At 72.0% G+C, this 23576-nt stretch carries 22 protein-coding genes and 2 tRNA genes; 14 read left to right on the top strand and 10 right to left on the bottom strand.

Going from position 1 to position 23576, the window contains the following annotated elements:
* The first annotated feature begins 103 nt into the window (after positions 1-103).
* The 3 genes from AC2RP6_RS15280 to AC2RP6_RS15270 are packed head-to-tail and all read left to right on the top strand — an operon-like array spanning position 104 to position 3227.
* The gene (locus AC2RP6_RS15280) at positions 104-1753 is read left to right on the top strand and encodes a TerD family protein (protein ID WP_486446703.1); all 1650 of its coding nucleotides are present in this window, start codon (positions 104-106) and stop codon (positions 1751-1753) included.
* 20 nt (positions 1754-1773) lie between these two features.
* Positions 1774-2454 carry an AIM24 family protein gene (locus tag AC2RP6_RS15275; protein ID WP_486450346.1) on the top strand — a complete coding sequence of 227 codons (681 nt, stop codon included), beginning with the start codon at positions 1774-1776 and terminating at the stop codon, positions 2452-2454.
* Positions 2455-2471: 17 nt separating this feature from the next.
* Positions 2472-3227 carry an AIM24 family protein gene (locus AC2RP6_RS15270; RefSeq protein WP_486446702.1) on the top strand — a complete coding sequence of 252 codons (756 nt, stop codon included), beginning with the start codon at positions 2472-2474 and terminating at the stop codon, positions 3225-3227.
* 93 nt (positions 3228-3320) lie between these two features.
* On the opposite strand, the gene AC2RP6_RS15265 is transcribed toward AC2RP6_RS15270, so the two are convergent.
* Together AC2RP6_RS15265 and AC2RP6_RS15260 are read right to left on the bottom strand one after the other, a co-directional pair.
* The gene (locus AC2RP6_RS15265) at positions 3321-3857 is read right to left on the bottom strand and encodes an NUDIX hydrolase (protein ID WP_486446701.1); all 537 of its coding nucleotides are present in this window, start codon (positions 3855-3857) and stop codon (positions 3321-3323) included.
* Positions 3854-5272: a zinc-dependent metalloprotease gene (locus AC2RP6_RS15260; RefSeq protein ID WP_486446700.1), complete on the bottom strand. Its 1419-nt coding sequence runs from the start codon at positions 5270-5272 to the stop codon at positions 3854-3856. Before AC2RP6_RS15260 ends, AC2RP6_RS15265 begins: the two co-directional genes overlap by 4 nt.
* A 193-nt stretch (positions 5273-5465) precedes the next feature.
* On the opposite strand from AC2RP6_RS15260, the gene AC2RP6_RS15255 reads away from it, so the two are divergent.
* The 4 genes from AC2RP6_RS15255 (at position 5466) to AC2RP6_RS15240 (ending at position 8895) form a co-directional block, all read left to right on the top strand.
* Positions 5466-6644, top strand: a complete 1179-nt coding sequence (locus tag AC2RP6_RS15255; protein WP_486446699.1) for an SDR family oxidoreductase — start codon at positions 5466-5468, stop codon at positions 6642-6644.
* A 113-nt stretch (positions 6645-6757) separates the two neighbouring features.
* Positions 6758-7219 (top strand): molybdenum cofactor biosynthesis protein MoaE, encoded by a 462-nt coding sequence (locus AC2RP6_RS15250; protein WP_404133005.1) that lies wholly within the window; start codon positions 6758-6760, stop codon positions 7217-7219.
* A 289-nt stretch (positions 7220-7508) separates the two neighbouring features.
* The gene (locus AC2RP6_RS15245; RefSeq protein WP_486446698.1) at positions 7509-7724 is read left to right on the top strand and encodes a hypothetical protein; all 216 of its coding nucleotides are present in this window, start codon (positions 7509-7511) and stop codon (positions 7722-7724) included.
* A gap of 85 nt (positions 7725-7809) precedes the next feature.
* A complete protein-coding gene (locus AC2RP6_RS15240; protein WP_486446697.1) occupies positions 7810-8895 on the top strand; it encodes a YlbL family protein in 1086 nt (361 codons plus the stop codon).
* A 25-nt stretch (positions 8896-8920) separates the two neighbouring features.
* On the opposite strand, the gene AC2RP6_RS15235 is transcribed toward AC2RP6_RS15240, so the two are convergent.
* Positions 8921-9517 (bottom strand): PPA1309 family protein, encoded by a 597-nt coding sequence (locus AC2RP6_RS15235; RefSeq protein ID WP_486446696.1) that lies wholly within the window; start codon positions 9515-9517, stop codon positions 8921-8923.
* A gap of 131 nt (positions 9518-9648) precedes the next feature.
* Here AC2RP6_RS15235 and AC2RP6_RS15230 point away from each other — a divergent pair, with 131 nt between their 5' ends.
* The 4 genes from AC2RP6_RS15230 (at position 9649) to AC2RP6_RS15215 (ending at position 14848) form a co-directional block, all read left to right on the top strand.
* The gene (locus AC2RP6_RS15230) at positions 9649-12525 is read left to right on the top strand and encodes a UPF0182 family membrane protein (protein ID WP_486450345.1); all 2877 of its coding nucleotides are present in this window, start codon (positions 9649-9651) and stop codon (positions 12523-12525) included.
* A 52-nt stretch (positions 12526-12577) separates the two neighbouring features.
* A tRNA-Met gene (locus AC2RP6_RS15225) sits at positions 12578-12651 on the top strand.
* A 193-nt stretch (positions 12652-12844) separates the two neighbouring features.
* Positions 12845-14701 carry a tetratricopeptide repeat protein gene (locus AC2RP6_RS15220; protein WP_486446695.1) on the top strand — a complete coding sequence of 619 codons (1857 nt, stop codon included), beginning with the start codon at positions 12845-12847 and terminating at the stop codon, positions 14699-14701.
* 73 nt (positions 14702-14774) lie between these two features.
* Positions 14775-14848 (top strand) — tRNA-Met (locus AC2RP6_RS15215).
* A 172-nt stretch (positions 14849-15020) separates the two neighbouring features.
* On the opposite strand, the gene AC2RP6_RS15210 is transcribed toward AC2RP6_RS15215, so the two are convergent.
* On the bottom strand, positions 15021-15437 hold the full coding sequence (locus AC2RP6_RS15210) for a Fur family transcriptional regulator (protein WP_030658790.1): 417 nt from the start codon (positions 15435-15437) through the stop codon (positions 15021-15023).
* A 130-nt stretch (positions 15438-15567) separates the two neighbouring features.
* On the opposite strand from AC2RP6_RS15210, the gene AC2RP6_RS15205 reads away from it, so the two are divergent.
* Positions 15568-17037, top strand: a complete 1470-nt coding sequence (locus AC2RP6_RS15205) for a catalase (RefSeq protein ID WP_486446694.1) — start codon at positions 15568-15570, stop codon at positions 17035-17037.
* 67 nt (positions 17038-17104) lie between these two features.
* Here AC2RP6_RS15205 and AC2RP6_RS15200 read toward each other — a convergent pair whose 3' ends face one another.
* Both AC2RP6_RS15200 and hisN read right to left on the bottom strand, forming a co-directional pair.
* Positions 17105-17497: a CBS domain-containing protein gene (locus AC2RP6_RS15200; protein WP_202199808.1), complete on the bottom strand. Its 393-nt coding sequence runs from the start codon at positions 17495-17497 to the stop codon at positions 17105-17107.
* A gap of 171 nt (positions 17498-17668) precedes the next feature.
* Positions 17669-18472 (bottom strand): histidinol-phosphatase, encoded by an 804-nt coding sequence (gene hisN, locus AC2RP6_RS15195; protein ID WP_486446693.1) that lies wholly within the window; start codon positions 18470-18472, stop codon positions 17669-17671.
* Positions 18473-18613: 141 nt separating this feature from the next.
* Here hisN and AC2RP6_RS15190 point away from each other — a divergent pair, with 141 nt between their 5' ends.
* The gene (locus AC2RP6_RS15190) at positions 18614-19156 is read left to right on the top strand and encodes a TetR/AcrR family transcriptional regulator (RefSeq protein ID WP_486446692.1); all 543 of its coding nucleotides are present in this window, start codon (positions 18614-18616) and stop codon (positions 19154-19156) included.
* Here AC2RP6_RS15190 and AC2RP6_RS15185 read toward each other — a convergent pair.
* The 4 genes from AC2RP6_RS15185 to AC2RP6_RS15170 all read right to left on the bottom strand — a co-directional run bounded on the left by AC2RP6_RS15185 (position 19122) and on the right by AC2RP6_RS15170 (position 22702).
* Positions 19122-19445, bottom strand: a complete 324-nt coding sequence (locus AC2RP6_RS15185; protein WP_030658800.1) for a DMT family transporter — start codon at positions 19443-19445, stop codon at positions 19122-19124. The genes AC2RP6_RS15190 and AC2RP6_RS15185 overlap by 35 nt on opposite strands.
* A 101-nt stretch (positions 19446-19546) precedes the next feature.
* Positions 19547-20557, bottom strand: coding sequence for a ribosome small subunit-dependent GTPase A (gene rsgA, locus AC2RP6_RS15180; RefSeq protein ID WP_486446691.1), 1011 nt, complete (start codon positions 20555-20557; stop codon positions 19547-19549).
* Positions 20558-20565: 8 nt separating this feature from the next.
* Entirely contained in the window at positions 20566-21924 is a 1359-nt protein-coding gene (aroA, locus tag AC2RP6_RS15175; RefSeq protein ID WP_486446690.1) for a 3-phosphoshikimate 1-carboxyvinyltransferase, read from the bottom strand.
* Between the two features lie 64 nt (positions 21925-21988).
* Positions 21989-22702: a M50 family metallopeptidase gene (locus AC2RP6_RS15170; protein WP_486446689.1), complete on the bottom strand. Its 714-nt coding sequence runs from the start codon at positions 22700-22702 to the stop codon at positions 21989-21991.
* Positions 22703-22755: 53 nt separating this feature from the next.
* Between AC2RP6_RS15170 and AC2RP6_RS15165 the strand changes: the two genes are divergently transcribed.
* Positions 22756-23574, top strand: coding sequence for an SOS response-associated peptidase (locus tag AC2RP6_RS15165; protein ID WP_486446688.1), 819 nt, complete (start codon positions 22756-22758; stop codon positions 23572-23574).
* The last annotated feature ends 2 nt before the right edge of the window (positions 23575-23576 follow it).

Here is a 23576-nt window from a genome sequence, read left to right as displayed (position 1 = left end):
GGCGTGTTGTGTACCGGCTTGGTACCGGCTTGGCCGGATGTCGGCAGATGCCGTTAGCCTGAGCGGCACGCAAGCTCAGTCGGGATGGGGGACGTCGTTACGTATGGCAAGGGAATTCCAACGCGGCCACAAGGCCAAGGTCAGTGATCTCACGGCGGGCACCGATCTGTACGTAGGCGTCCAGATCGCCGCCCCCGGGCTCACCTTCGACATCAGCTGTTTCGGCCTCGACGCCAACGAACAGCTGTCGGACGACCGCTACTTCGTGTTCTTCAACCAGCCGAAGTCGCCGGAAGAGTCCATCCAGCTGCTCGGTCCGCAGGCCGGTGACACGGAATCCTTCCGGGTGACCCTGGACCGCGTCCCGGCGTCCATCCACAAGCTGTCCTTCACCGCCACCATCGACGGCGCCGGACAGATGTCGCAGATCGGCCCGGGCCACATCCGGATCGTCGCCGGCGGCGAAGAGGTCGTCCGGTACGCCTTCACCGGCGCGGAGTTCAGCACCGAGCGGGCCGTCATGCTCGGCGACTTCTACCTGAAGGACGTGTGGCGCTTCGCCGCCGTCGGCCAGGGCTTCGACGGCGGGCTCGACGCCCTCCTGAAGAACTTCGGCGGCGAGGTGGCCGAGGAGCAGCCGCAGCAGCAGGCCCCCGCCGGCGCAGGCGCCCCCGCCTTCGCCCCGCCCCCGCAGGCGGCCGCCCCGGCCCCGTCCTTCGGCGCCCCGGCCCCGCAGGCCCCCCAGGCCCCGGCCCCCGCCCCGTCCTTCGGCGCGCCCGCCCCGGCCCCCGCGCCCCAGGCGCCGCAGTACCCGCAGCCCGCGGCTCCCGCCCCGGTGCACGCCGCGCCCACCATGGCCGCGCCCCTCGCCCCGCAGGCCCCCGCGCCCTACGGCCAGCCGCCCCAGCAGCCCTCGTACGGCCAGGTGCCCGGACAGGCCCCCGGGCAGTACCCGGGACAGGTGCCGCCGCCCGCCCCGGCCCCCGGCGGCTACGGGCAGCAGCCCTCATACGGCCAGGTCCCGGGCCAGATGCCGGGTCAGGTCCCGGGCCACCAGCCCGGCTACGCCCCGCAGGCCGCCGCCGCCCCCGCGGCCGGTCTCGCCGCGGCGCTCCAGCCGTACAAGGAGGCTCCGACCGGCTCCCGCTGGACCCCGCAGAACCAGCAGCTCATGCGGGTCGACCTGTCGATGGGCGGCCAGGCCGTCCTCGCCCGCCAGGGCAGCATGGTGCTGTACCAGGGCAAGGTCGACTTCAGCTACAAGGGCGCCGGCTTCGCCGGCCGCATCGTCGGCAACGCCACCGGCCAGGAGATGCAGCTCATGCGCTGCACCGGCCGCGGCCAGGTCTTCCTCGCCGAGAACGGCGCGCACCTGCACGCCATCGAGCTCCAGGGCGACGCGATCTGCGTCTCCGCGGAGAACGTCCTCGCCTTCGACGAGTCCCTCCAGCACGAGGTCCGCCGCATCGAGGGCCACGGCATCCCCGGCGGCGCCCTGTTCACCATGCAGTTCCAGGGCACCGGCACGGTGATCGTCAAGACCCACGGCGTCCCGGTCGTCCTGCCCGTCACCCCGACCACCTTCGCGGACAGCAACGCCATCGTGGCGTGGTCGGCCGCCTCGCAGGTGATCCTTTCCAGCCAGGTCCGGCTGCGGCGCAACGCCTACCCCGGCCACAGCGGGGAGACCGTGAACCTCCAGTTCCGCGGCGCCCCCGGCAACTTCATCGTCGTCCAGCCGTACGAGGTCTGAGGGAGCCCGACATGAACGCAATGAACCAGCAGCTCGCGGGCTTCGCCCCGACCCCCGTCACGGCCCGCATGGAGAACCACGGGCGGTCCATGCTCAAGGTCGCCATGCAGAGCGGCCAGGACCTCTTCGCCCGCACCGGCTCGATGGTCGCCTACGAGGGCTTCGTGCAGTACGAGCCCAACCCGCCGGCCGTCCGCCAGATGGCCTCGCAGTGGGTCACGGGCGAGGGCGCACCCCTGATGAAGTGCACCGGCGACGGCCTCCTGTACCTCGCCGACTACGGCGCCGACGTCGTCGTCATCAACCTCAACAACGACGCGCTGTCGGTCAACGGCACCAACCTGCTCGCCTTCGACGCCCACCTCCAGTGGGGCGTCGAGCGGGTCAAGGGCCTCGCGAAGTTCGCCGGGCAGGGCCTGTTCAACGTCCAGGTCGCGGGCACCGGCTGGGTCGCCCTGACCTCGCGCGGCACCCCGATCGTGGTCGACTGCGGACGCGGCGAGGACGAGACGTACGTCGACCCCGACGCGCTCGTCGCCTGGTCGCCGAACCTGAAGGTCAAGGGCAAGCGCAGCTTCAAGGCCTCGTCCATGCTCGGCCGGGGCAGCGGGGAGGCCTACCAGATGGCCTTCTCCGGGCAGGGCATCGTCGTCGTACAGCCCAGCGAGGACAGCACCGACCGGCTCCGGGTCCGGGGCTGAGGGGGAGCGGACACATCATGCAGAGCGCACTTTTCGCCCACGCCGAGGCCCAGTCCCAGGACCGGTACACCGTCCAGAACCCGCAGCTGCTGCGGGTCTCGCTGACGGGCTCCGACGACGTGCTCGCCCGCAAGGGCGCGATGGTCGCCTACCAGGGGATCATCGACTTCGACGGCGAGTACCAGAGCACGAGCCAGCGCAACGCCCGCCGCCGCACCGGCGAGGGCCTGGACCTCATGCGCTGCTCCGGGCAGGGCACGGTCTACCTCGCCAACCTGGCCCAGTACGTCCACGTCGTCGACGTGGACCAGGAGGGCCTCACGGTCGACAGCAGCTACGTCCTGGCCCTGGACTCCACCCTGCACACCGAGGTCATCGCGGTGGACAGCCAGTACGGGATCTCCGGATCCGGCAAGTACCAGCTCAACATCTCCGGCCGCGGCAAGGTCGCCCTGATGACCTCCGGGCAGCCGCTGATGATGCACGTCACGCCCGACAAGTACGTCAACGTCGACGCGGACGCCATCGTCGCCTGGTCCACCTCGCTGCGCGTGCAGATGCAGGCCCAGACGCACTCCAGCGGTGTCTGGCGGCGCCGCGGCAACACCGGCGAGGGCTGGGAGCTGAGCTTCCTCGGCACCGGCATCGCCCTGGTGCAGCCGAGCGAGGCGCTGCCGCCGCAGAACGCCCAGATCGGACAGGGCGTCGCCGCGCAGTTCGGAGTGGGCCAGCACGGCGCCCACGCCCAGAACCAGAACAACGCCTGGAACTGACCCGGGACGGCGCGAAGGGGCGGCCCCGCGAGGGACCGCCCCGTCGTCACGCCCGGATCGGCCCGCGGGCCGGCCCCGGGCCCGTCCGGCGGCTCAGTCCGTGGCGGCGAGCCGCGCCAGGGTCGCCTCCAGCAGCAGCACCACCGAGGTGTCGGCCACCGACGCCACCTCCTCGTACGGGAACCAGCGCAGGTCGAGGGACTCGTCGCTGATCTCCGCCACCGCACCGGCCGGGGCCAGCGCCGCGTACTGCACGTCCAGGTGCCAGTTGCAGGGCGCCGGGATGGGATGCCGGTCCAGGCGCACCGGGCCGCCGGGCACTAGGGTCAGCCCCTGCTCGATGCCCGACTCCTCGCGGCCCTCGCGCAGCGCGACCTCCGCCAGCGTCGCGTCACCGTCCTCGCAGTGCCCGCCCATCTGCAGCCACATGCCCAGCTTCTTGTGCAGCGTCAGCAGCACGCGCTCCCGCACCGGGTCGATCACGAGCGCGCTGGCCGTGAGGTGCCCCGCCCCGCAGGGCTTGTAGACCCCGTCCGGGTGGGCGGCCAGGTGCTCCAGGTACAGGTCGCGCAGTTCGGTCTGGTCCTCGTACTCCTTCAGGACCGCGACGGCGTCGTCGTGCAGGCTCACTTCGTCCCTTCGCCTTCGTCGTCGCCCTGCTGACCGCGCTTCTCGGCGGCCTCGCCGAGCATCTTGTCGATCTCGGAGAAGTCCAGCTGCTCGCGGTGCACGAAGCCGTCCGGGTCGTCCAGGTCGGAAGCGGTCGGCAGCATGTCCGGGTGCTCCCACAGCCCGTCGCGGCCGTCCACGCCGCGCGCGTCGGTGAGCGAGGCCCACAGCCGCGAGGCGTCCCGCAGCCGGCGCGGGCGCAGCTCCAGACCGATCAGCGTCGCGAAGGTCTGCTCCGCCGGGCCGCCCGAGGCGCGCCGCCGGCGCATGGTCTCGCGCATGGCGTCCGCCGAGGCCAGCCGCGGCTTGGCCGCCTCGTGCACCACCGCGTCGACCCAGCCCTCGACCAGCGCGAGCGCCGTCTCCAGCCGGGCCAGGGCGGCCTTCTGCTCGGGGGTGTCCTGCGGCTGGAACATGCCGCCCTGCAGGGCCTCCTGCAGCTGCTCCGGGTTGGACGGGTCCAGCTGCCCGACCACGTCCTCCAGCTTCGAGGTGTCCACCTTGATGCCGCGGGCGTAGCCCTCGACGGCCCCGAACAGGTGCGAACGCAGCCAGGGCACGTGCGCGAAGAGCCGCTGGTGGGCCGCCTCGCGCAGGGCCAGGTACAGCCGTACCTCGTCCGAGGGGACGCCCAGGTCCTTGCCGAAGCCCGCGATGTTCAGCGGGAGCAGCGCGGCCTTGCCCGCCGGGCCCAGGGGCAGCCCGATGTCGGTCGAGCCGACGACCTCGCCCGCGAGGACGCCGACGGCCTGGCCGATCTGCTGGCCGAACATCGCCCCGCCCATGGAGCGCATCATGCCGAGCAGCGGGCCCGCCATGGCCTGCATCTCCTCGGGCAGCACGCCGCCCATGGCCGCGCCGACGCGCTCGGCGACCGGGTCCACGAGCTCCTTCCACACCGGCAGGGTGGCCTCCACCCACTCGGCGCGGCTCCACGCCACGGAAGTGGTGGCACCGGAGGGCAGCGAGGTCACGCCGTCCAGCCAGTGGTCGGCCAGGCGCACGGCCTCCTCGACGGCCGACTTCTCGGCGATGCCGACGCTGGTGTCCTTCACGCCGTCCGCCGTGCCCTGCGCGACGGTCTGGCGGGCGATGTTCTTGGCCATGTCCCAGTTCACGGGACCGCCCTCGTAGCTGAGCATCTGCCCGAGCTGCTGGAAGGCAGCGCCGAGGTCGTTCGGGTTCATCGAGCCGAACATCGCGGCGAACGGATTGTCCGCGCCGCCGGGGCCGCCGGCGCCCGGCAGCCCCATGCCCGGGAACCCGAAGGGATTCGCGGGGCCGCCCTGACCGCCCTGGTCGCCCTTCTTCCTGCCCTCGTCGCCGTTGTCCGGCTCCTCCGGCGGAAGGCCGAATCCGAATGGGGTGTCGCTCACGGGTTTCCTCGGCTCGTAGGGCCGCCGGCGGGCGCCGGCGGGCAACGGTCAGACAACACCACCCAGCGTAGACACCGGAGCCCGCATCCGGGCTCGGTGCTCCGCCGGCTCCTGGGCTGCGGCAGGATGGACATCACCTGGTGGGTACGCGTCACGGCGCGTCCCTACTGAAGACAACCGCTGGAGACGCCCGGTGAGTTCCCCAGATCCGCACGTTTCGGATAAGCGCAGCCGCGCGACGCAGGACGACGACCGCCCCGAGCACGGTGACGTCGCCCCCGGCGTTCGCCAGCCGCGAAACCCCGAAGGCACCCGCAGGCCCAGCCCCGTGATCGCCGTCACCGGCGCCGCCTCGGGCGTCGGCGCGGCCCTCGTCAGCCGCCTCGCCGCCTCCGACGAGGTCAAGCAGGTCGTCGCCATCGACGAACGGCGCGGGGACTGCGCGGCCGCGCAGTGGCACGTCCTCGACGTACGGGACCCCGCGATCGCCGAGAAGCTGCGCGGGGCGGACGTCGTGGTCCACCTCGCCCTCGACCTCGACCTGGAGACGGACCCCGCGGCCCGTACCGCGTACAACGTGCGCGGGACCCAGACCGTCCTCACGGCGGCGGCCGCGGCCGGCGTGCACCGGGTCGTGCTCTGCACCTCCGCCATGGTCTACGGGGCCCTGCCCGACAACGACATCCCGCTGTCGGAGGACTCCGAGCTGCGGGCCACCGCCGAGGCGACCGGCGTCGGCGACCTGCTGGAGATCGAGCGGCTCGGCCGCCGGGCCCCGCGCGCCCACCCCGGCCTGAACGTCACCGTGGTCCGCCCCGCGGTCCTCGTCGGCGGCACCGACACCGCCCTGACCCGGTACTTCGAGTCCCCGCGCCTGCTCGTGGTCGCGGGCTCCCGCCCCACCTGGCAGTTCTGCCACGTGGAGGACCTGGTCAGCGCCCTGGAGTACGCGGCCCTGGAGAAGGTCGAGGGCGAGCTGGCCGTGGGCTGCGAGGGCTGGCTGGAGCAGGAGGAGGTCGAGGAGCTGAGCGGCATCCGCCGCATGGAGCTGCCCTCGGCGGTGGCACTGGGAGCCGCGGCCCGCCTCCACCGCATCGGCCTGACCCCTTCCCCGGCGGGCGACCTCGCGTACACGATGCACCCCTGGGTGGTCAGCGTCAGCGGGCTGCACGCGGCGGGCTGGCGGCCGCGCTGGACCAACGAGGAGGTCCTCGCCGAGCTCCTCCAGGAGGTCGCGGGCCGCCACACGGTCGCCGGCCTGCGGCTCGGCCGCAGGGACGCCGCCACGGCCGCCGGTGCGGCGGGTGCGACGGTCGCCCTGCTGGGCGCCGCCGCCGCGGTCCGCCTCGCCCGGAAGCGGCGCGGGATCTGAGCCGGTCCGGGTCCCGGGACGGCCGGCTCCTGTAGGAGGCTCCCAAGGCGGGGACCGCGGGCCGGGCGAATCAGCTATTTCGCCCCGTCGGCGGCTGGGGCACGATGGACGGTATGGCACCGCACTTCGACCACCCCGGCGAGCAGGCCGCCCAGGACCCCGTCCGGCTGCTCGAAATCCGCGACACCCCGCTCTCGATCGACGAGGTCTTCCGGGCCGTCGGCGACGACGCCACGGGCGGGACGACGCTGTTCGTCGGCACGGTGCGCAACCACGACGGCGGGGCGGACGTCGACTCGCTCGGCTACTCCTGCCACCCGACGGCCGAGGCGGAGATGCGCCGGGTCGCCGAGCGCGTCGTGGCCAAGTACCCGGTCCGCGCCCTGGCCGCGGTGCACCGCGTGGGCGACCTCGCCGTCGGCGACCTGGCCGTGGTCGTGGCCGTTTCCTGCCCGCACCGCGGGGAGGCCTTCGAGGCCTGCCGGATGCTGATCGACGACCTCAAGCACGAGGTGCCCATCTGGAAGCACCAGACCTTCTCGGACGGCTCGGAGGAGTGGGTCGGCGCCTGCTGACGCCGCGGACCCGGACCGGCCGGCGGACGGAGTCCGGCGCGGCCCCCGCGGCCCGTGAGGCGCCCCCGGCGCAGAGCGGTGCGAGGGGGACCGTGGGGGAGGAGTCCTTCTCGGACGGCTCGCAGGAGTGGGTCGGCGCCTGCTGACCCCGGCCGCGGAGCGGCGGCGGCCGACGGGTACATTCACACCCGTTCGGCCGCGCAACACGCCCTCGATTTGCGTAACCCCCCTACGGGCACGAGCGTTGAAGCCACCAACGAAACGCACTTCGGGGTAGGGAGACACGCCCATGGCATCTCTGGCGTGGTTGCTGATTCCGCTGTTCGCCGCCATCGGTGCGGCGATATGGGGCAGCTGGGCGGCACGCGACCGCACGCAAGGCGACATATCCGAGCTCGCGGGCTACGCACGGTTCCGCGAGGCCATGGGCAACGGCCAGGGTCACGGCACCGCCGACCAGGTGAGGGCGAAGGCCGAGGCGGCCTCCGCCTCCGACGCCGTCTGAGATTCCGCTGAGAGTTCCGCGCACGGACCCCGTACGGACCGGCCCCGAGGGCCGCTCGCCGGGGCCGTCCCGTACTGTCGGATCCATGCCACGCCGCACCGCGACGATGCTCGCCTCCACCCTGGTGCTGTTCGCGCTGCTCTGCGCAGGGGTGTTCATCAAGGTCCCGTACTCCGAGATGAGCCCCGGCCCGACCGTGAACACGCTCGGGGACTCGCACGGCGAGCCCGTCCTCAACATCGCGGGACGCAAGACGTACCCGACCAGCGGCCACCTCAACATGACGACGGTCCGCGTCACGGGCGCCGACTACGAGATGAACCTGGTTGAGGCCGTCTACGGATGGCTGGCCGGCGACAACATCGTCGTCCCACACGAGAACCTCTACCCGGACGGCAAGACCGAGGCGGAGTCCACCCAGGAGAACGCCGAGGAGTTCAGCCAGTCGCAGCAGAGCGCCAAGGTCGCGGCCCTCAAACAGCTCGGCATCCCGGTCGCCGCCCGCGTGATTGTCGCCACCGTCGTCAAGGACAGCCCCTCCGAGGGCAAGCTGCACGCCGGTGACGTGGTCAAGGCCGTGGACGGCGCTCCCGTCACCGCCCCCGAGGACGTCGCCAAGCTCGTCACCAAGCACAAGCCCGGCGAGCCGGTCGAGTTCACCATCGTGCCCGCCGCCGACGCCGCCGCGGCGGCGAAGGCCGGCCGCGAGCCGGCCGGCACCTCCAAGGTCACCATCACCGCGGGCAAGGCCGAGGACGGCCGGGCCATCGTCGGCATCCGGGCCGGCAGCGACCACACCTTCCCGTTCGCGATCGACATCAAGCTCGCCGACGTCGGCGGCCCGAGCGCCGGGCTGATGTTCGCCCTCGGCATCGTCGACAAGCTCACCCCGGAGGACCTGACCGGCGGGAAGTTCGTCGCGGGCACCGGCACCATCGACGACTCCGGCAAGGTCGGCCCGATCGGCGGCATCCAGATGAAGACCATCGGCGCCCGCAAGGCGGGCGCCGAGTACTTCCTGACGCCCGCCGAGAACTGCGCCTCCGCCGCCTCCGACGTGCCCGACGGGCTGACGCTGGTGAAGGTCGACACCATCGACGACGCCACGAAGTCGCTGCAGAAGATCAGCAAGGGGGACACGGCCGGGCTGCCGCACTGCGACAAGCCCTGACCCTTCCGCCCTGCGCGGGCGCTCCCTAGGCGAAGGTCGCGGCCAGGGCCTCGGCCAGGCCGGGCACCAGGCCCTCACCGGTGAGGACCTCCGTCGAGGAGTCCTTCTCCCGCAGCCGTACGGCGGACTCGCGCGAGCCGTCGCGCAGCACCGCCACGGTGATGCGGACCTCCTGCCGCTCCGGGTGCCCGGCGACCCACTTCGCCAGCTGCTTGTCGCTCAGCCCCTCCGGTACGGAGGCCTCCGCGGACGGCGGCAGCATCAGGCGCTCCACGGTCAGCGCGCACCCGACGACGGCGTCGGGCCAGGCGATGGTGCCGAGGAACTTGTCGAGGGGGGTCCCCGACGGAACGGTGTCCTGTTCGATGGGGGTCAGGGAGCTCTTGCCGGCGTCGTCCCGGTCGAGGCCGAGCTGCGAGGCCAGGCGCGGCTCCTGCTTCTTGAGGCGGGCGGTGTCGACCAGCGCGAACAGCCGCGCGGGCTTGTCCCAGCCGAGGCCTGACGCGTACTCGTCGATCTCGAGGCAGGCGCGGGTCAGCGGGCCGGCCGCCATGGGGCCCGCCGACGGAGTCGGCTTGTCGGGCGGCGTGGGGGAAGGCGAAACGTTGGACATGGACAACATCCTGCCTCCTTTCCGCCGTATACCGGGAACTGACCGGAGCCTCAGTAAGTTGCATGAATGGGCTCTACGATCGGGGGTCCGTTCAATACCAGTACTCAGCGACTTTCGAGGTGCGCACCTTGGCTTTCCAGATGCCGGACCGCGGCGGAGGCCCTTCCGGGCCACGGATGAGAGTCGGACGCCCCTCCCGGCGTGCACGCACTCTCCTCATGACCTTGGGCGTACTGGCCGTCCTGGCCATGCTCTTCATCATGTTCGCTGGCTTCTGGACGGACTGGCTCTGGTTCCGCTCCGTGAAGTACTCCACCGTCTTCACCACCACGCTGTGGACCAAGATCGGCCTCTTCGCCGTCTTCGGTCTGCTGATGACGGGCGCGGTCGGGCTGAACATCTGGCTGGCGCACCGGCTGCGGCCGCCGCTCAGCGCGATGTCGATGGAGCAGCAGAGCCTCGACCGCTACCGGATGAGCATCGCCCCGTACAAGAAGTGGCTGCTGCTGGGCATCTCGGTGCTCGTCGGCCTGATCGCCGGGGCGTCGGCGGCGGGCCAGTGGAAGACCTGGCTCATGTACGTGAACGGGGTGCCCTTCGGCACGAAGGACCCCCAGTTCAACATGGACGTGTCCTTCTACACCTTCGACCTGCCCTGGTACCGCTTCCTGCTCGGCTTCGGCTTCGCCGCCGTGGTCCTGTCGGTGATCGCCGCGACCGTCGTGCACTACCTGTACGGCGGACTGCGCGTGACCAGCCCGGGTGCCCGGGCCACCGCGGCCGCGACCGGGCACCTGTCGGTGCTGCTCGGCCTCTTCGTGTCGCTGAAGGCGGTCGCGTACTGGCTCGACCGGTACGGGCTCGCCGTGAAGTCCAGCGACTTCAAGGCCGCCGACAACTGGACGGGCCTGCGGTACGTCGACGCCAACGCCTACCTGCCGGCGAAGACGATCCTCGTGGCCATCGCCGCGATCTGCGCCGTGCTGTTCTTCGCGACGCTGTGGCGCCGCACCTGGCAGCTGCCGGTGATCGGCTTCGGCCTGATGGTGCTCTCCGCGATCCTGATCGGCGGGCTCTACCCGGCGATCGTGCAGAAGTTCCAGGTCCAGCCGAACGAGCAGGCCAAGGAATCCCCGTACGTCCAGAAGAACATCAAGGCCACGCGCGACGCCTACGGCATCGCCGGCTCCGAGGTCACGGACTACCCGGGGGCCCCGCAGACGGACGACCGCGGCAAGCTGCGGCCGCAGGCCGACTCCACGGCCAGCATCCGCATCCTCGACCCGAACATCGTCTCGCCGGCCTTCCAGCAGCTCCAGCAGGTCAAGGGCTACTACGCGTTCCCGTCCACGCTCGCCGTGGACCGGTACAGCGGCCAGGACACGGTGATCGGCCTGCGTGAGCTGAACATCGGCGGCATCCCGAAGAACAACTGGATCAACGACCACTTCAAGTACACGCACGGCTACGGCGTGGTCGCCGCCAAGGGCACCACGGTCAAGGACGGCGCGCCGGACTTCACCCAGTCCGACCTCCCCTCCAAGGGGATGTTCGGCACGGACTTCGAGCAGCGCATCTACTACGGCGAGCAGACGAAGCAGTACTCGATCGTCGGCGGTCCGCAGAAGGAGCTCGACTACTCCGACGACAAGGGCGAGAAGGAGACCAGCTACCAGGGCGACTCCGGCGTCAACCTGGACAACCCGGTCAACCGTGCCGCCTACGCGCTGACCTTCAGCGAGCCGCAGATCCTGTACTCGGGAGCCATCGGCGACGGTTCGCGGATCCTCTACAACCGCACGCCCAAGCAGCGCGTCGAGGCCGTCGCGCCGTGGCTGACGATCGACGGGGCCCCGTACCCGGCCGTGATCGACGGCCGGATCAAGTGGATCGTCGACGCGTACACGACGACCAACGGCTACCCGTACGCCTCGCGCACCACCCTGGGCCAGAGCACCGCGGACTCGCTGACCAACAGCCAGCGCGCGGTGGTCGCCCAGGAGAATCAGGTCAACTACATCCGGAACTCGGTCAAGGCCACCGTCGACGCGTACGACGGCTCGGTGGACCTGTACCAGTGGGACACCCAGGACCCGGTCCTGAAGACCTGGATGAAGGCGTTCCCGGGGACGGTCAAGCCCAAGAGCGAGATCGACAAGCCGCTCATGGACCACCTCCGGTACCCGCAGGACCTCTTCAAGGTCCAGCGCGAGCTGCTGACCCGGTACCACGTCACCGACCCGCAGACCTTCCTCAGCGGCAGTGAGGCCTGGGCCGTCCCGGACGACCCGACCACCAAGGCCGGCACGGCGGTTCCGCCGTACTACCTGTCGATGAAGATGCCGGGGCAGAAGGAGAAGGAGCAGGTCTTCTCCCTCACCACGACGTTCACGCCGAACGAGCGGCCCAACCTGAGCGCCTTCATGGCGGTCAACGCCGATCCGGGCACCCCGGACTACGGCAAGATCCGCATCCTGAAGATGCCGACCAGCAAGCCGCCGGACGGCCCCGGTCAGGTGCAGAGCAAGTTCCAGTCCGAACCGAAGATCGCCGAGTCCATCCGCCTGCTGCGCGGTGGCGACTCGGAGATCGAGTACGGCAACCTGCTCGCGGTGCCGCTCGACGGCGGCATGCTCTACGTCGAGCCGGTGTACGTCCGCAGCTCCGGCCTGAAGTACCCGCTGCTGCGCAAGGTGCTGGTGACCTACGGGAACCAGACCGCCTTCGAGGACACCCTGGAGAAGGCGCTGAACGTGGTCTTCGGGGCCGAGGCCCCGACCACGCCGGTGCCGCCGGCCCAGCCGCCGGGGGAGGGCACGGTCACGCCCCCGACCAACCAGGACCCGACGGTCAAGGCGGCCCTCGCCGACGCGCAGAAGGCCATCGACGACGCGGAGAAGGCCCGGCAGTCCGGCGACTGGGCGGCCTACGGCAAGGCCCAGGACGAGATCAAGGCCGCGCTGAAGCGGGCGATCGAGGCCGAGGCGAAGGCCACGCCGCCTCCGTCGGGCGGCTGATGATCAATCGGTGAGGGCTCCGCCCCGCGTCGTGATACTGTGGTTTCACCGACGCGGGGTGGAGCAGCTCGGTAGCTCGCTGGGCTCATAACCCAGAGGTCGCAGGTTCAAATCCTGTCCCCGCTACTGAAAACGAAGGCCCGGATCCCATGGGATCCGGGCCTTCGTCATGTCCGGGGAGGACACGCGGTAGCTGGGGCGGGTGAGTTGGGGCGGGAGCGTGTTTGACTTACCTCACTGTGGGCATGTCGACAAAACGCTGTAGTGACCTCACTGACTGCGACATACCAGGTGTACGCGGGTAGCAGGTGATGCGACGATGGGATTTATGGGGGACAGGTCAACTCTGCTGGAGACAGGGCGGTTTGTGAGGGCGCAGGCCGAAGCGGGCACAGGAGCCAACGAGTCGGCACCCGTTGCCGACACGCACACCGCGCTGACCGATGCGGATTTCGCACAGGAGATGTTCGCCGAGACCGACGCGGCGAGCGACGCCGAGCTGGAAGCCCGGCACCGGGTGGCCGCCGACAAGGGCGACCCCGGTGCCATGAGCGTGCTCGGCGCCCTGCTGCTGCGCCGCGGAGACCTGGACGGAGCAGAGCCGTACCTGCGCGGGGCCACCGGCGAGGGGGACCGCGCCGCCGCCAACAACCTCGGCGTCCTGCTGCTCCAGCGCGGCTACCCCGACGAGGCCGCCGGCTGGTGGCGGGTCGCCGCCGTGGCCGGCTCCGCGCCCGCCGCGCACGCCCTGGGCCGCCACTTCCGCGAGCGCGGGGACGAGCCCGCCGCCGAGTACTGGCTGCGCCAGGCGGCGGAATCCGGCCATGCCCTGGGCGCGTACGGACTGGCCGACCTGCTGGAACACCGTGGCGACAAGGGCGTGGAGCGGTGGTTCCGCGCCGCCGCCGAACAGGGCCACCGCGAGGCCGCCTACCGGCTGGCGCGGCACCTGCGCAAGGGCGACCCCGCCGAGGCCGAGCAGTGGTACCGGCAGGCCGCCGCCCGCGGACACCGGCGCGCCGCACTGCACCTGGGCGCGCTGCTGGAGGCGCGCGGGGAACTGAAGGAGGCCGGCCGCTGGTACCTGACCTCCGCCAAGCAGGGCGAGGCGCGGGCCGCGTGCGCGCTCGGCTTCCTGCTGCGCGACGCGGGCGACGAGGACAGCGCCGCCGCGTGGTGGCACCGGGCTGCCCAGGACGGCGACGGCAACGCCGCGAACGCCCTGGGCGCACTGCACGCCGCGCGGGGCGAGACCCAGACCGCCGAGCGCTGGTACCGGACCGCCATGGACGCCGGCGATCAAAACGGGGCGTACAACCTTGCTCTGCTGTGCGCCGCACAGGACCGGACCGCCCAGGCCGAGCAGTGGTACCGCCGCGCCGCCTACGCCGGGCACCGCGAGGCGGCCAACGCGCTGGCCATCATGCTGCTCCAGGTCGGCGACGCCGCGGGGGCCGAGCCCTGGTTCTCGAAGGCCGCCGAGGCGGGCAGCGTGGACGCCGCGTTCAACCTCGGCATCCTGTACGCCAGCCGCGACGATGACCGTACGGCCCTGAAGTGGTACGAGCGGGCCGCTTCGGCCGGTCACACCGACGCGGCCCTCCAGGTCGGGATCGCCCTCGTGCGGGACGGGGAGGAGCGGGCCGCCGAGCGGCACCTGCGGTGCGCGGCGGGCGGCGGCAGCGCGGAGGCGGCGTTCCGCCTGGCCGCACTGCTGGAGTCGCTGGCCCCGCCGCCCGAGCCGCCGGCCCTGGGTGAGCCGGTGGGCAGCGCCCCGCGCACCGAGAGCGAGGAGTGGTACGAGCGGGCCGCCGAGCTGGGGCACCGCCGGGCCCAGGTCCGCGTCGGCATGCTCGCGGCCGCCCGCGGTGACATGGAGGCGGCCGCCCGCTGGTACCGGGAGGCGGCCGAAGCCGGCTCCCGCAACGGCGCGTTCAACCTGGGGCTGCTGCTGGCCCGCGAGGGGAGCGAGCCGGAGGCCGCCCTGTGGTGGACCCGCGCCGCGGTCGCGGGCCATGGGCGTGCCGCGCTGCGCCTCGGCCTGCTCGCGGCCCGCCACGGCGATCTCGCGGAGGGCCAGAAGTGGTGCGCCCGCGCCATGGAACTGGGTCCGGCGGAGGTCTCGGAGCGCGCTGCCCGGCTCCGCGAGGCCCTCGCGGAGGAACTCTCGGCGTGACCGGGGGCCGACCGGCCCCCGGACGACGGATTTGCATCTGCCGGGGGCCCTCCCGTAACGTGGGGTTCACCGACGCGGGGTGGAGCAGCTCGGTAGCTCGCTGGGCTCATAACCCAGAGGTCGCAGGTTCAAATCCTGTCCCCGCTACTGAAGCCTCAGGGCCCGGATCCCATGGATCCGGGCCCTGAGTCGTACCCGGAGCCGTTTCCACCGGCGAAGCCCCCGGGACACCTCCGGCCGCCTCCGGAGGTCCCCGAAGCAGCCGTGAGGCCCGGACCCCGCAGGGTCCGGGCCTCTCCGTCGTCCGGGCCGGCCGGGATCAGGCGCCGGCGCAGTTCGGGCAGACGCCCCGGTAGGTGACCTCGACCGCCGACACGACGAAGCCGAAGCGCTCCGAGTCCGGCAGGTCGGCCAGCGGATTGCCCGCCGGGTGGACGTCCCGGATGGCGCCGCACCGGGCGCAGACCAGGTGCTGGTGGGGTCGGTGGGCGTTCGGGTCGTACCGCTTGGCGCGCCGGTCGGTGGCCACTTCCAGGACCTCGCCGAGTGAGACGAGCTCGCCCAGGGTGTTGTAGACGGTCGCGCGGGAGATTTCGGGCAGCTTGGCGACGGCGCGCGCGTGCACCTCGTCGGCCGTCAGGTGCACGTGGTCACCGTCGAGCACCTCGGCCACGACGCGCCGCTGTGCCGTCATGCGCCAGCCGCGTCCGCGAAGTCGTTCCAGCAGGTCACTCATGGACACCAGCCTAACAGTGAGGGGATTCGGTGTAACTCCCGAACCGGTGCGGACTTGGATGCTTACTTGACTTAGACAAAGTCCATCGTAGGATCGAGTACGGCGAACGCCAAGGACAGGACACGCAGCGATGACGCAGGAGGCGCACGTGACGCAGGGACCGCTCACCACGGAGGCCGGGGCGCCGGTGGCCGACAACCAGAACAGCGAGACGGCCGGCATCGGCGGCCCCGTTCTGGTCCAGGACCAGCTCCTGCTGGAGAAGCTCGCGCACTTCAACCGCGAGCGCATCCCGGAGCGCGTGGTGCACGCCCGCGGCGCCGGCGCGTACGGCACCTTCACGCTGACCCGTGACGTCTCGCAGTGGACCCGCGCCGCCTTCCTCTCCGAGGTCGGCAAGCAGACCGAGACCTTCCTGCGCTTCTCCACCGTCGCGGGCAACCTCGGCAGCGCCGACGCGGTGCGCGACCCCCGCGGCTGGGCGCTGAAGTTCTACACCGAAGAGGGCAACTACGACCTCGTCGGCAACAACACCCCGGTGTTCTTCATCAAGGACGCCATCAAGTTCCCCGACTTCATCCACACCCAGAAGCGCGACCCGTACACCGGCTCGCAGGAGGCGGACAACGTCTGGGACTTCTGGGGCCTGTCGCCCGAGTCCACCCACCAGGTGACCTGGCTGTTCGGTGACCGCGGCATCCCGGCGTCCTACCGCCACATGAACGGCTACGGCTCCCACACCTTCCAGTGGAACAACGAGGCCGGCGAGGTCTTCTGGGTCAAGTACCACTTCAAGACCGACCAGGGCATCAAGAACCTCACCCAGGCCGAGGCCAACCGGCTCGCCGGTGAGGACCCCGACAGCCACCAGCGCGACCTGCGCGAGGCCATCGAGCGCGGCGACTTCCCGACCTGGACCGTGCAGGTCCAGATCATGCCCGCGGCCGACGCGGCGACCTACCGCTTCAACCCGTTCGACCTCACCAAGGTGTGGCCGCACGCCGACTACCCGCCGATCGAGATCGGCAAGCTGGAGCTCAACCGCAACCCGGACAACGTCTTCGCCGAGGTCGAGCAGAGCATCTTCTCCCCGGCGCACTTCGTCCCCGGCATCGGCCCCTCCCCGGACAAGATGCTCCAGGGCCGCCTCTTCGGCTACGGCGACGCCCACCGCTACCGTGTCGGCATCAACGCCGACCACCTGCCGGTGAACCGTCCGCACGCCACCGAGGCGCGCACCAACTCCCGTGACGGCCACCTCTACGACGGCCGCCACAAGGGTGCGAAGAACTACGAGCCGAACAGCTTCGGCGGACCGCGCGAGACCGGCCGTCCGCTGTGGCAGCCGACTGCGCTCACCGGCGGTACCGGCAACCACGCCGCCCCCGTCCACAGCGAGGACAACGACTTCGTCCAGGCGGGCAACCTCTACCGCCTCTACTCCGAGGACGAGAAGACCCGCCTGATCGAGAACCTGTCCGGCTTCATCGCCAAGGTCTCCCGCGACGACATCGTCGAGCGCGCGATCGACAACTTCCGCCAGGCGGACGGCGACTTCGGCAAGCGGCTCGACGCCGCGGTCCAGGCCCTCCGCGGCTGACGGACACCGCTCGCCGGAGCGGGACGCCGGGCCGCAGCCCTCCCCGGGGCTGCGGCCCGGCGTCGTCTCAGGCGGGCACCGTGCGCCGCGCCGGGACCCAGCAGCGGATGACGTCGCGCACGGACACGATCCCCACCGGCCCCCCGTGCTCCAGGACGATCAGATGCCGGAAACCGCCGTGCGCCATGGCCTCGGCCGCCTCCTGCACCGTCGCGTCGGGGGTGCAGAAGACGACGTTGTTGGTGGTGTGCGCGCCCACGGACTCCCGGTCGGGATCGTGGCCGGCGCCGATCGAGTTGAGGATGTCGCGCTCGGTCAGGATGCCGATGCCGCTGTGGTCGGGGTCGAGGACGACGGCCGCGCCGACGCGTCGGCCGGACATCAGGCAGGCCGCCTGCCGGAGGGTGTGTGCGGGTCCGAGGGTGAGGATCACGGTGCTCATTGCGTCACGGACGAGCATGAAGAGAGCCACCTCCTGGGGTGAGTCCCCCGCTTGGGTGGGTGCGCAGCGCGACGTCGTCTCCAGTGAAACGCTTCACAAGGGCACAAGCGGGGGGATCCTCAGATTCCCACGGACCGGGAGGGCCAGCAAGGAGGCGTGCGAAAGGAGCGCGCCCGGCGCGCACGCGCGTCAGGCGCGCGGGCGGAGCAGCTCCAGCATCTCCCCGTGGAGCAGGCCGTTGGACGCCGCCGCGTTCCCGCCGTGCACGCCGTCGACCCCGTCCAGGCTGGTGAAGCGGCCGCCCGCCTCCTGGACCACGACCGCGATGGCGGCCATGTCCCACAGGTTCAGCTCCGGTTCGGCGCACAGGTCCAGGGAGCCCTCGGCGACCATCATGTACGGCCAGAAGTCGCCGTAGCCGCGGGTGCGCCAGCAGGCCCGCGTCAGGTCCAGGAAGCCGGGCAGCCGTCCCTGCTCCTCCCAGCCGCTCAGCGAGGAGTACGCGAACGAGGCGTCGCCCAGACCGGCCACCCGGGACACGCCGATCGCGGCGGTCCCGCCGAGCGCGCCGCCCGAGTACGCCCCGCCGCCCTGCGAGGCCCACCAGCGGCGGCCCAGCGCCGGCGCGGACACCACGCCGACCACCGGGCGGAACACGCCGTCCTCGCCCTCCGCCATCAGCGAGATCAGGGTCGCCCAGACGGGGACACCGCGCACGTAGTTCTTCGTACCGTCGATCGGGTCCACGACCCAGCGGCGCGGGCCGCTGCCCTTGAGCCCGTACTCCTCGCCCAGGATGGCGTCGTCGGGCCGGGCCGCCGTGATACCGGCCCGGACGACCTCCTCCGCGGCCTTGTCCGCCTCGCTCACCGGGGTCATGTCCGGCTTCGTCTCGACCTTCAGGTCGAGCGCGCGGAACCGCTCCATCGTGGTGGCGTCCGCCGCGTCGGCGAGTTCGAGGGCAAGGCGCAGGTCATCGTCATACTCGGGCATGCCCGAACAGTATCGGGGCGCCCGGACCCCGGCCAGCGACGTCCACGGTGCGGCCGGACGGCGCCCTTGACGGCGGACGCACCCTTGACAGGGTCTGGCGCCCCGTCAACTCTGGCCGGAGGACCGAGCGGGGAGGCACGCATGCCGGCAGCCCGGGACCGCCTGCTGGACGCGGCGGCGGCGGCGCTCGCGGCGCGCCCCTGGTCCGACGTCCGGATGGTCGACGTGGCCGCCGCGGCCGGGGTGTCGCGGCAGACCCTCTACAACGAGTTCGGCGGCAAGGCGGGCCTGGGCCGGGCCCTGGTGCGGCGCGCCGCCGACCGGTACCTGGAAGGCGTGGACCGGGCGCTGGCCGCCCCGCTCCGGGCTCCCGAGCGGCTCGCGGCGGTCGCGGAGTGGACGCTGCGGGCGGCCCGCGCCCACCCCCTCGTACGGGCCCTGCTCACCGGCAGCTGGGGGCCGGGCCTGCCCGCCGCGGGCCGGCGCGAGCCCGGGCCCGGTGAGCTGGCCCGGGCCGTGCGCGACCGGGCGGCCGCCGCGCTCACGCCGGGGGAGGGCCCGCAGCGGTGCGAGCTGGCGGTACGGCTCGCCCTCTCCTACGTGATCGCCCCGGGGGAGGAGCCGGGGCCGGAGGAGCTGATCGGCCTGCTCAGTGCGCAGAGCCCGACAGCTGGAGCCCGATGACCCCCAGGATGACCAGCGTGATCGAGACGAGTTTGAGGGTGGAGACCAGGTCGCCGAGGAAGACCATGCCGTAGATCGCCGTACCGGCCGCGCCGATGCCCGTCCAGACCGCGTACGCCGGACCCACGTCCAGCTTCTTCAGGGCCAGCGTCAGCAGGCCGAAGCTGCCGAGCGCGAAGCACGCGAAGGCGACGGTCGGCCACAGCCGGGTGAATCCGTGGGAGAGCTTGAGGCAGACCGCGAAACCGGTCTCCAGGAGTCCCGCGACCACGACCAGCAGCCACGCCATGGCGAATGCCTCCCCGCGTCATGTGACATCACGTCACTTGGTGCGATTATGCACTTGTCCCGACACGTCCTCCGGCAAACACGGCGCAGCCGCCGGGTCGGTCAGTCGCCCTCGCGGCGCTCCCGCGTCCTGAGCAGCCGCCGCAGCGAATACAGCCGCGCCGGGTCCGCGTGGCCCTCCTCCACCCACCTGTCGAGCGCGCAGTCCTGCTCGTCGTGGCTGCACGCGCGCGGGCACTCCTCCGTACCGGGCACGAGGTCGGGGAAGGCCAGGATCACCCGGGAGGGGTCCACGTGGTGCAGGCCGAAGGAGCGCACGCCCGGGGTGTCGATGACCCAGCCGTCGCCCGAGGGCAGCGGCAGCGCCAGCGCGGAGGTGGTCGTGTGCCGGCCGCGGCCGGTGACCGCGTTCACGTGCCCCGTCGCGCGCTGGCGGCCCTCGGCCACCAGCGAGTTCACCAGGGTGGTCTTCCCGACGCCGGAGTGGCCCACGAAGGCGGTGATCCGGCCGGTCAGACGCTCGCGGACCCGCTCGGCCGCGCTTCCGGCGGCCAGCTCCTCGCGATTGGTGACCACGTAGTTCAGGCCGAAGGTCGAGTAGATCTCCAGGATCTTGTCGGCGGAGGTCAGGTCGGACTTGGTGAGCACCAGCAGCGGCTCCAGGCCGGCGTCGTACGCCGCCACCAGGCAGCGGTCGATCATCCGGGGCCGCGGCTCCGGATCGGCCAGGGCCGTGACGATCGCCAGCTGGTCGGCGTTGGCGACGACCACCCGCTCGTACGGGTCGTCGTCGTCCGCGGTGCGCCGCAGGACGGACTTGCGCTCCTCGATCCGCACGATGCGGGCCAGGGTGTCCTTCTTGCCGGACAGGTCACCGACGATCCAGACCCGGTCGCCCACGACCGCGGCCTTGCGGCCCAGCTCCCGAGACTTCATCGCGGTGATCGTGCGGCCGTCGACCAGGCAGGTCAGCCGGCCCCGGTCGACGGTCAGGACGAAGCCCTCCGAGGCGTCCTCGTGCTTGGGCCGGATGTTCGTCCGCGGCCGGTTGCCCTTGGGGTTCGGGCGCTGGCGGATGTCGTCCTCGTCGGTGTGCTTGCCGTACCTGCGCATGACGGGCCCTACGCTCCCGCACCCGCTTCGGGTCCCGCGTCCCCGGCCAGCATGTCCGTCCACATCGCGGGGAAGTCCGGCAGGGTCTTCGCGGTCGTGGCCACGTTCTCGATCTGCACGCCCTCCACCGCCAGGCCGATCACCGCGCCCGCGGTGGCCATCCGGTGGTCCTCGTAGGTGTGGAACACCCCGCCGTGCATCCGGCGCGGCCGGATGCGCAGGCCGTCCTCGGTCTCGGTGACGTCGCCGCCGAGCCCGTTGATCTCCTTGGTCAGCGCGGCCAGCCGGTCCGTCTCGTGCAGCCGCAGGTGGGCCACACCGCGCAGCACCGACTCGGAGTCGGCCAGGGCCGCCACCGCCGCGATGCCCGGGGTGAGCTCGCCGACCTCGCTCAGGTCCACGTCGATGCCGTGGATCTTCCCGGTGCCGGTGAAGACCAGACCCGCGTCCGTCAGTTCGCAGGACCCGCCCATCTCGGTGAAGATCCGGCGCAGCGCGTCACCGGGCTGCGTGGTGCGGCGCGGCCAGTCGGGGATCGTGACCGTGCCGCCCGTGATGAGGGCCGCGGCCAGGAACGGCTGGGCGTTGGACAGGTCCGGCTCCACGACCATGTCGCGGCCCAGCAGGGCCCCCGGGGCCACCCGCCACACGTCCTTCTCGCCCCCGGCCTCGGGGGTGTCCACCTGGGCGCCCGCCGCGCGCAGCATCTCCACCGTCATCCGGATGTGCGGCATCGACGGCAGGTTGCCGCCGACGTGCCGGACCTCGACGCCCTGGTTGAAGCGGGGGGCCGAGAGCAGCAGCGCGGAGACGAACTGCGAGGAGTTGCTGGCGTCGATCTCGACCGTGCCGCCCTCCAGCGCCCCGCCGCCCTGGACGGTCATGGGCAGCGCGCCGCGTCCGTCGTCGTCGATGCGGGCGCCGAGGGTGCGCAGGGCGGTGATGACCTGGCCGAGCGGGCGCTCGTAGGAGCGCGGGTCGCCGTCGAAGCGGACGTCGCCGTCGGCCAGGGTGGCGACGGGCGGCAGGAAGCGCATGACCGTGCCGGCGTTGCCGACGTCGACCGTCGTCGGGCCGTGCAGGGCGGCCGGGATGACCCGCCAGGCCTCGCCGCTCGCGGTGGCGCCGGCGGAGCTGGAGGAGACGGTCTCCTCGATGCCCACGCCCATCGCGCGCAGCGCGTCCGACATCAGCCGGGAGTCGCGCGAGCGCAGCGGGCGGCGCACCCAGCCCGGCTCGGAGGCGAGGGCGGCGAGCACGAGGGCTCGATTGGTGACCGATTTGGACCCCGGCACCGTGACGGTGGCGTGGACGGTCCCATCGGCGAGCGGAGCGGGCCAGAGGGCAGGGGCGGGGGTCTCGGTCATGGCCCCCACTTTAGTGGCTTCCTCCGGGCCCGGATCTTGATCGCCGTCCGGTCTCAGAGGGTGGTCACAGGCCGAGCAGCCAGCGGCCGCCGCCGACCAGCGAGCAGAGCGCGACCACGTGGAAGAAGAGCAGCCAGACCACGGGGTGCAAGTGGGTGAGGCGCCCCAGCTGGTCGGCGTCGGAATCGGGCGCCGCACCGCCCCTGCGCTTGGCGCCCAGCTCGAAGACCGGCCGGACCCCGCCGAGCAGCAGGAACCACACCACGAGGTACGCGAAGCCCGACTGCACCTCGGCCGGGGTCAGCCACGACACCAGCAGGAAGGTTCCGCCGGTGAGGACCACCGTCAGCGCCCCGTACGCGTTCCGGATCATCACCAGCATGGCCACCAGCAGGGCGGTGGCCGCCCACAGCAACAGCGTGATCCGGTGCGCCGAGAGCAGGGCCGCCCCGCCGAGTCCGAGCAGCGACGGCGCGGTGTACCCGCCGGCCGCGGTCAGGATCATCCCCAGGCCCGTCGGCCTGCCCCGGCTGACGGTGACCCCGCTGGTGTCGGAGTGCAGCCGTATCCCGCTCAGCCGCCGCCCGGTCACCAGCGCCAGCAGGCCGTGCCCGCCCTCGTGCGCGATGGTGATGGCGTTGCGCGACAGCCGCCACAGCGGGCGGGGCCCCACGGCGGCCAGCGCGACCAGACCGGTCGCGATCACCAGCCACTGCTCCGGTGCGGTCTGTATGCCCGTGAGCCGGTCCCACAGGCCGGCCGTGGTGCTGCTGTCCATGAGGTGGCGGACTCCTTGCGGTGGTGTGCGGTGGACATGGCAGTGTGACAGCCATGTGCGGACGGTATGCAGCGAGTCGTGGACCGCAGGACCTCGTGGAGGCCTTCGGCATCGAGAAGTGGGAACCGGAGGAGGCCCTGGACCCCGACTGGAACGTGGCGCCGACGAAAGAGGTCCACGTCGTCCTCGACCGTCCCCTGAAGGACGCTCCGGATCCGCGTCCGGTTCGCCAGCTGCGCGTCCTGAAGTGGGGCCTGGTGCCCTCCTGGGCCAAGAACCCCGACGGCGCCGCCAGGATGATCAACGCCCGCTCGGAGACCCTGCACGAGAAGCCCTCCTTCCGCCGGGCGTTCGCGCAGCGCCGCTGCATCATCCCCGCCGACGGGTACTACGAGTGGGTCACCGCCCACGACGAGCGGCAGCTGGAGGTGGAGGGGAAGAAGAAGCGGGCCCGCAAGCAGCCCTACTTCGTGCTCCCCTCGGACGGCTCCCCGTTCGCCATGGCAGGCATATACGAGTTCTGGCGCGACCGGACCCTGCCCGACGAGCACCCCCTCGCCTGGTGGGTGACCTGCTCGGTGATCACCACCGAGGCCGAGACCGGGCCGCTGGGGGTCGCTCCCGAGGACGGGCCGCGCTCCCTGGCCGACATCCATCCGCGGATGCCGCTGATGCTCACCGCCGACCGCTGGGACGCCTGGCTGGACCCCGCGAACACCGACACCGGGGGCTCCCTGCGGGAGCTGCTCGCACCCCCGCCGGGCGGCCTGATGCGGGCCTACCCCGTGTCCACCGCCGTGAGCAACGTGCGCAACAACGGGCCCGAGCTGCTGACGGAGCTGGCCGCGCCGGAGGAGGGCACGCTCTTCTGACC

The organism is Streptomyces sp. WAC03905 (assembly GCF_057371075.1).
Note: the sequence above shows the minus strand (reverse complement) of the source record. Positions and strands in the feature narration are given on the sequence as shown.

Coding starts and splice junctions, on each gene's coding strand:
- AC2RP6_RS15250 (WP_404133005.1), top strand. CDS start 6,758: ATGGCACCGCACTTCGACCACCCCGGCGAGCAGGCCGCCCAGGACCCC.
- AC2RP6_RS15230 (WP_486450345.1), top strand. CDS start 9,649: ATGCCGGACCGCGGCGGAGGCCCTTCCGGGCCACGGATGAGAGTCGGA.
- AC2RP6_RS15170 (WP_486446689.1), bottom strand. CDS start 22,702: ATGGACAGCAGCACCACGGCCGGCCTGTGGGACCGGCTCACGGGCATA.
- AC2RP6_RS15220 (WP_486446695.1), top strand. CDS start 12,845: ATGGGATTTATGGGGGACAGGTCAACTCTGCTGGAGACAGGGCGGTTT.
- AC2RP6_RS15240 (WP_486446697.1), top strand. CDS start 7,810: ATGCCACGCCGCACCGCGACGATGCTCGCCTCCACCCTGGTGCTGTTC.
- AC2RP6_RS15245 (WP_486446698.1), top strand. CDS start 7,509: ATGGCATCTCTGGCGTGGTTGCTGATTCCGCTGTTCGCCGCCATCGGT.
- aroA (WP_486446690.1), bottom strand. CDS start 21,924: ATGACCGAGACCCCCGCCCCTGCCCTCTGGCCCGCTCCGCTCGCCGAT.
- AC2RP6_RS15165 (WP_486446688.1), top strand. CDS start 22,756: ATGTGCGGACGGTATGCAGCGAGTCGTGGACCGCAGGACCTCGTGGAG.
- AC2RP6_RS15280 (WP_486446703.1), top strand. CDS start 104: ATGGCAAGGGAATTCCAACGCGGCCACAAGGCCAAGGTCAGTGATCTC.
- AC2RP6_RS15270 (WP_486446702.1), top strand. CDS start 2,472: ATGCAGAGCGCACTTTTCGCCCACGCCGAGGCCCAGTCCCAGGACCGG.
- AC2RP6_RS15200 (WP_202199808.1), bottom strand. CDS start 17,497: ATGCTCGTCCGTGACGCAATGAGCACCGTGATCCTCACCCTCGGACCC.
- AC2RP6_RS15205 (WP_486446694.1), top strand. CDS start 15,568: ATGACGCAGGAGGCGCACGTGACGCAGGGACCGCTCACCACGGAGGCC.
- AC2RP6_RS15185 (WP_030658800.1), bottom strand. CDS start 19,445: ATGGCGTGGCTGCTGGTCGTGGTCGCGGGACTCCTGGAGACCGGTTTC.
- AC2RP6_RS15235 (WP_486446696.1), bottom strand. CDS start 9,517: ATGTTGTCCATGTCCAACGTTTCGCCTTCCCCCACGCCGCCCGACAAG.
- rsgA (WP_486446691.1), bottom strand. CDS start 20,557: ATGCGCAGGTACGGCAAGCACACCGACGAGGACGACATCCGCCAGCGC.
- hisN (WP_486446693.1), bottom strand. CDS start 18,472: ATGCCCGAGTATGACGATGACCTGCGCCTTGCCCTCGAACTCGCCGAC.
- AC2RP6_RS15190 (WP_486446692.1), top strand. CDS start 18,614: ATGCCGGCAGCCCGGGACCGCCTGCTGGACGCGGCGGCGGCGGCGCTC.
- AC2RP6_RS15275 (WP_486450346.1), top strand. CDS start 1,774: ATGAACCAGCAGCTCGCGGGCTTCGCCCCGACCCCCGTCACGGCCCGC.
- AC2RP6_RS15210 (WP_030658790.1), bottom strand. CDS start 15,437: ATGAGTGACCTGCTGGAACGACTTCGCGGACGCGGCTGGCGCATGACG.